This window comes from Phaeobacter sp. CAU 1743 (assembly GCF_039839315.1).
Classification (GTDB): Bacteria; Pseudomonadota; Alphaproteobacteria; order Rhodobacterales; family Rhodobacteraceae; genus Phycobacter; species Phycobacter gallaeciensis_A.
In genome coordinates this window covers 1-4,876 of sequence record NZ_JBDOQR010000134.1, presented here as the reverse complement: position 1 = coordinate 4,876, position 4,876 = coordinate 1, and the positions used below count along the sequence as shown (strand labels likewise).

The window sequence follows — 4,876 nt, the reverse complement described above, 5'->3', positions numbered from 1 at the left end:
GGTGTTCGCGATACAGCCGAACACCGCGCTCGCGAAACTCGGCTGTGTACTTCGGGGTGTGCTTCTTCTGGTCCATAGGGTTCATCCTTTGAGAGTTTTACTCTCCGGTAAACCCGGGGCGGTTCAGCTACCTTGCTCAATGTCACTCAAGCATGGGTGAGCTCAAGGAGGTGCTCGCCTCAGTCGGTGCCAAAAAGCCCCTGAAAGGCTATACGGATCAGATTCTTCTAAAAGAAGGGCACTCCGCGCAGGCAAAGCTCGCGCAGGCCAATACGGCCGTGAACAACGCTCTCGATGTCGAATACTACAAGTACTACGCCTATGAGCCCCGCAAACACGTCCATTGGATGATCAAGGAGAACCACTTCGAGTCAGTGGGGCACGGCTATTTTGTCGTCTTCCATCAGCTCGTGGGAATGATCGCTGATACGATCGACCCGGAGTTCAAAATCCTGCCCAAGACCTCTAAATGGCAGGCCGAGGAGCAGCGTCTGAATGCCGCTCAGCATGAAGGGTTTTACTGGGGCTCTCCGGTTCGGCTGCCTGCAACAGGTTTGCGCGCGATTTATGAGGGGCAGGCAAGATTCATCCAGCTACAATTCCTGCACAACACGCAGCAGGAACCGCTCTCATGCACCGAGCTGCGCGACATGGGATACTTCTCAGGGATCTACGTCGAAGCATTCGAGCGCTTCCTCGAACTGGCAGAAGCCGAATGGCCGGAGCATATGGATGATCCGTTGATAGGTCTGTTCTTGCTTGTATGCGACCTGTCGATCAATCCTACGCGTGGGTTGCCCCTAGAGGTGACGAGTTTTGAGGATCTGATTCTTGACGTAGATGTTGGCGTCCGCTTCACGAGGCTTTGCCTTAGCGTGAAGGAGCTGCCGCACCTCAAGCGGTCCATCACTGAATACTCCAAAGAAGAGTACATCGCCGTATCCGAGGAGCTGACAAGCAATGTGGGCTACGATCACCCCATGGAGGGGCTGAGTGCTGTCTTGAAGTGGCATGAAAACGCTCCGGGCCTTCCCAAGCTTATGGAGGAGTATCGCTCGTTTGAGTACGAGCCCATGAATCTTCCAATCAGGGTGTTCCTCTCGCACTTTGTTGCGCTGTGCCAAGATAAGTTCGAGCGCCCCGAGTTCTTCTGCTGGCCCGGCGCCTATTTGGCGGGCGACAAGAACACGAGGGGCGTGCGCGACATATGGCTGCGCCATCTGTCGCTGTTCAGTGACCGGGGTGACAAGGATGGGGTTTATCCTAGGAGTTGGCCACACCGTACGGAAAAGGCCGTCATGGATACTTTTCATGGCTTCTACGGCATGATGCCTCTCTATGATCTGACCAGACAGTGGCTCCTTAAAGACGGCCCCTTTGCCTTCGATTTCCGTTGGTTGTTCGAGAACTACGATCAGACGCAAGCGGAGGCGTGGGGTAATGAAACATTTAAGAAGGTCTATGGGGTTACTCTAGACGACTTTGAAATCGTTCGATGATCAGTGCTGAACCTAGTCGTTTCTGTAGGAGTTTCAGATGACCACGTCACCAGTTGTTCTGTGAGTGCCACGCTGCACTGCCCCCAGTCGGCGTCCCGCTCTTCTCGACGCCGATGTCCACACGACTTGCAAAAACACTTGCCTCTTCACTGCCCTAGCCGCTTTGCCCTTTCTGCCATTCGGACCACTTGCGCGCTGGCCGTGACCGCAGCACTCCGCACGACTGCGGGGCTCTGTGTCAAGGGCGGCGCAAAATTGGTCCATTAGGGCGGCGTAAAAGTAGGCCAGTTTGGATTGAGCCGTTTGTTTGATTTTAGAGGCGCCCGGGGACCTGCGGCTCCTCACATAGCAAGCGGGTTCCCGGGCGCATTGCCCCGTGAGGGGCAATTCCTGATCAGTTGTTCTGGGTTGTTTTTCGGCTCTGTGCGAGGCGGTAGCTTTCACCGTTCATCTCGAGAATGGAGACATGATGGGTGAGCCGATCAAGAAGTGCGCCGGTGAGACGTTCTGATCCGAGCGTTTCAGTCCATTCCTCGAAGGGGAGGTTGCTGGTGATCAATGTCGAGGCGCGTTCGTATCTCTGCGAGATCAGTTCGAAGAGGAGTTCTGCGCCGGTTTTGCTCAATGGCACGAAGCCTAATTCATCAATGATCAGCAGCTTGGGTGCCAGCATCTGCTTTTGCAGGCGCAGGAGCCGTTTCTCGTCACTGGCCTCAATGGGACTATCCTGAATTTTGTGCGCTGACGTGGTAACTGCTCACAGAGGAGACCCACGTATGAGCATCGATAAAGACCTACTGGACCGTCTGATGGAGGGCCGTTCCCCCGGCGATCTATTTGGCAAGAGCGGCATCTTGGCGGAACTGACCAAGGCGCTGGCGGAACGTGCGCTGAGCACGGAGATGGATGTCCATCTTGACGAAGAGCGCGCCGAGGAGGCGCCTGAGGGCCGTAATCAGCCCCCCAATCGGCGAAACGGCAGCAGCCAGAAGACCGTGACCACCGACAGCGGCAAGGTCGTTCTGGACATCCCCCGCGACCGGAACGGGACCTTCGATCCGATGCTGATCGCCAAGTATCAGCGCCGCTTTCCCGAGTTCGATCGCAAGATCGTCAGCATGTATGCCCGTGGCATGACGACCCGCGAGATCCAGGGACATATCGAGGAAATCTATGGCGTCGAAGCCTCGCCTAGCCTGATTTCCGGGATCACCGACGCCGTGATGGAGGAGGTTACCGCCTGGCAGAACCGCCCTCTGGAACCCTGCTATCCGATCGTCTTCATGGACGCGATCCGGGTCAATATCCGCAGCGATGGGGCGGTCTCGAACAAGGCGGTCTTCGTGGCCCTCGCGGTACTGCCGGATGGCACGCGGGACGTTCTGGGTCTGTGGTTTCAGGCCAATGAGGGCGCAAAGTTCTGGGCCAAGGTTCTCAACGACCTGCGAAACCGGGGCGTCCAGGACATCCTCGTCGCCGTCGTGGACGGGCTGAAGGGCTTCCCTCAGGCTATCGAGGCTGCCTTTCCCCAGACGCGGGTTCAGACCTGTATTGTCCACCTCCTGCGCCATTCCATGAACTTCGCCAGCTACAAAGACCGCAAAGCCGTCGCGGCCGCTCTAAAGGCGATCTACACGGCAGTGGATGCCGATGCTGCAGAACTGGCTCTGGCTGAGTTCGAGGAAAGCGATCTGGCAAGACGGTATCCGGCAATCGCACCGAGCTGGCGGCGCGCTTGGAACGAGGTGATCCCGTTCCTCGACTACCCGCCCGAGGTCCGCAGGCTGATTTACACCACGAACGCCATTGAGGCGCTGAACTCGAAAATCCGCCGAGCCGTCAGAACCCGAGGCCATTTCCCAAGCGACGACGCGGCGGCGAAATTGATCTATCTCGCGCTCAATGCTACATCGTCCGAGTGGAAGCGTTCGGTGCGCGAATGGCACGCTGTCAGAAGCCAGTTCGCCATCATGTTCGAAGACCGCTTCCCAATGGCCTAACAAAACGCGTCAGGCACAAAATTCGGCACAGTCTCGCCTCAATCAGCTCATGGACAAGAGCCGCCGCGGTGGTGAAGCGAACCGGTATCCCTTTCTGACAAGCGGCCAGTCCAAGGCCAAGAGCGACATGCGTTTTGCCCGTGCCACTTGGCCCCAGAGCGATCACGTTCTCGCGCCGCTCGATCCATCCGCAACGGGCGAGGTCCAACACCCTGGCTTTGTTCAGGGCGGGGATTGCCTGGAAGTCGAAACTGTCCAGACTTTTGGGCGCCGGGAACTTCGCCGCCTTGACCCGTCGCTCCACCATACGCCGCTCCCGATCGATGAGTTCCAATTCGATCAATCTGTGGAGGAACTGGATGTGATCCTTCCCCTCGGCGGCGCACTGTCGCGCCTGCTTCTCGTATTCGCGCAATACGGTGGGCAGTTTGAGCTTCTTGAGGTGATGGGCCAGCAGAAGGTCCGGGACTTCCGTCATGCGGCTCCCTCCGACAGGAGCGCCATGTAACTCGCGGCTTTTGTCGTCTGAACCGCAGTCCGGGGAAGATAGGGGTAGAGGGACAGATCGAGCCGAGCGGGGCGGCGCTCCACTTGGCACAGGACCAGATGCTTGATCGCATCAAAGGCGATCGCCCGCTTTTGCAACGCCACCCGCACCGCCGCGCACAAAGTCGGCAGATCAAAGCTTTCCAGGAGCCGAAGCACCTGAATGAACTCTCGGCGCCCTTGGCGGGCATGTCTCGCTTCCATTAGGCGACGCAGGGTTTGCAGCTCGTCGGGCATCTCCCAATCGACCAAAGGGGCGGCTTGGTCCAAGGCCCCGGGCTTCGTCTCCAGAAGGGCAAAGTAATGCACAGGGTCGAAGATCATTTGTTCGCGCTCGTAGCAGCGGGCGTGACGGGCGATGACCCCACCACCACAGCCGATTTCGACCACATCCACAAACGCACGGATCGTCACCTCCCGTAAGCCATAGGTGCTGGGAACCGAGTAATCATTGGATTTGTAGCGCACCAGAGATTGGGAGCTGACCCGGCCCGTTGCCTTGTGGCAGGCTTGGTAAGGCATTGCAGGGAGTGGCGACATGGCAGCCAGATCCCGCTTCAGCCGTTCGCCGATCGTCTCCCGGTGCCCATGCAAGACAGCCGACTGCCGTGTCAGACATTGTTCTTCGAGCCAGACATTGAAGCTGTCCAGATCAGGGAATTCCGGCAGCGGCACCATCAGGTTGCGCCGGGACCAGCCCACCAGACTGAACCGCCCCGGGTTTACCGGAGAGTAAAACTCTCAAAGGATGAACCCTATGGACCAGAAGAAGCACACCCCGAAGTACACAGCCGAGTTTCGCGAGCGCGGTGTTCGGCTGTATCGCGAACA

At 58.0% G+C, this 4,876-nt stretch carries 2 protein-coding genes and 3 pseudogenes; 2 read left to right on the top strand and 3 right to left on the bottom strand.

Going from position 1 to position 4,876, the window contains the following annotated elements:
- Window positions 1-152 precede the first annotated feature (152 nt).
- Window positions 153-1,499, top strand: coding sequence for a hypothetical protein (locus AAFO90_RS23950; RefSeq protein ID WP_347511059.1), 1,347 nt, complete (start codon window positions 153-155; stop codon window positions 1,497-1,499).
- 394 nt (window positions 1,500-1,893) lie between these two features.
- Here AAFO90_RS23950 and AAFO90_RS23945 read toward each other — a convergent pair.
- Window positions 1,894-2,250 (bottom strand): annotated as a pseudogene (locus tag AAFO90_RS23945) (ATP-binding protein); the annotation flags it as partial.
- Between the two features lie 25 nt (window positions 2,251-2,275).
- On the opposite strand from AAFO90_RS23945, the gene AAFO90_RS23940 reads away from it, so the two are divergent.
- The gene (locus tag AAFO90_RS23940; protein ID WP_347511058.1) at window positions 2,276-3,499 is read left to right on the top strand and encodes an IS256 family transposase; all 1,224 of its coding nucleotides are present in this window, start codon (window positions 2,276-2,278) and stop codon (window positions 3,497-3,499) included.
- Between the two features lie 31 nt (window positions 3,500-3,530).
- Here the strand turns inward: AAFO90_RS23940 and AAFO90_RS23935 are convergent.
- Together AAFO90_RS23935 and AAFO90_RS23930 are read right to left on the bottom strand one after the other, a co-directional pair.
- A pseudogene (locus AAFO90_RS23935) lies at window positions 3,531-3,977 on the bottom strand (ATP-binding protein); the annotation flags it as partial.
- Window positions 3,974-4,750, bottom strand: a pseudogene (locus AAFO90_RS23930) (IS21 family transposase); the annotation flags it as partial. The pseudogenes AAFO90_RS23930 and AAFO90_RS23935, both read right to left, overlap by 4 nt.
- Between the last annotated feature and the right edge of the window lie 126 nt (window positions 4,751-4,876).

Coding starts and splice junctions, on each gene's coding strand:
- AAFO90_RS23950 (WP_347511059.1), top strand. CDS start 153: ATGGGTGAGCTCAAGGAGGTGCTCGCCTCAGTCGGTGCCAAAAAGCCC.
- AAFO90_RS23940 (WP_347511058.1), top strand. CDS start 2,276: ATGAGCATCGATAAAGACCTACTGGACCGTCTGATGGAGGGCCGTTCC.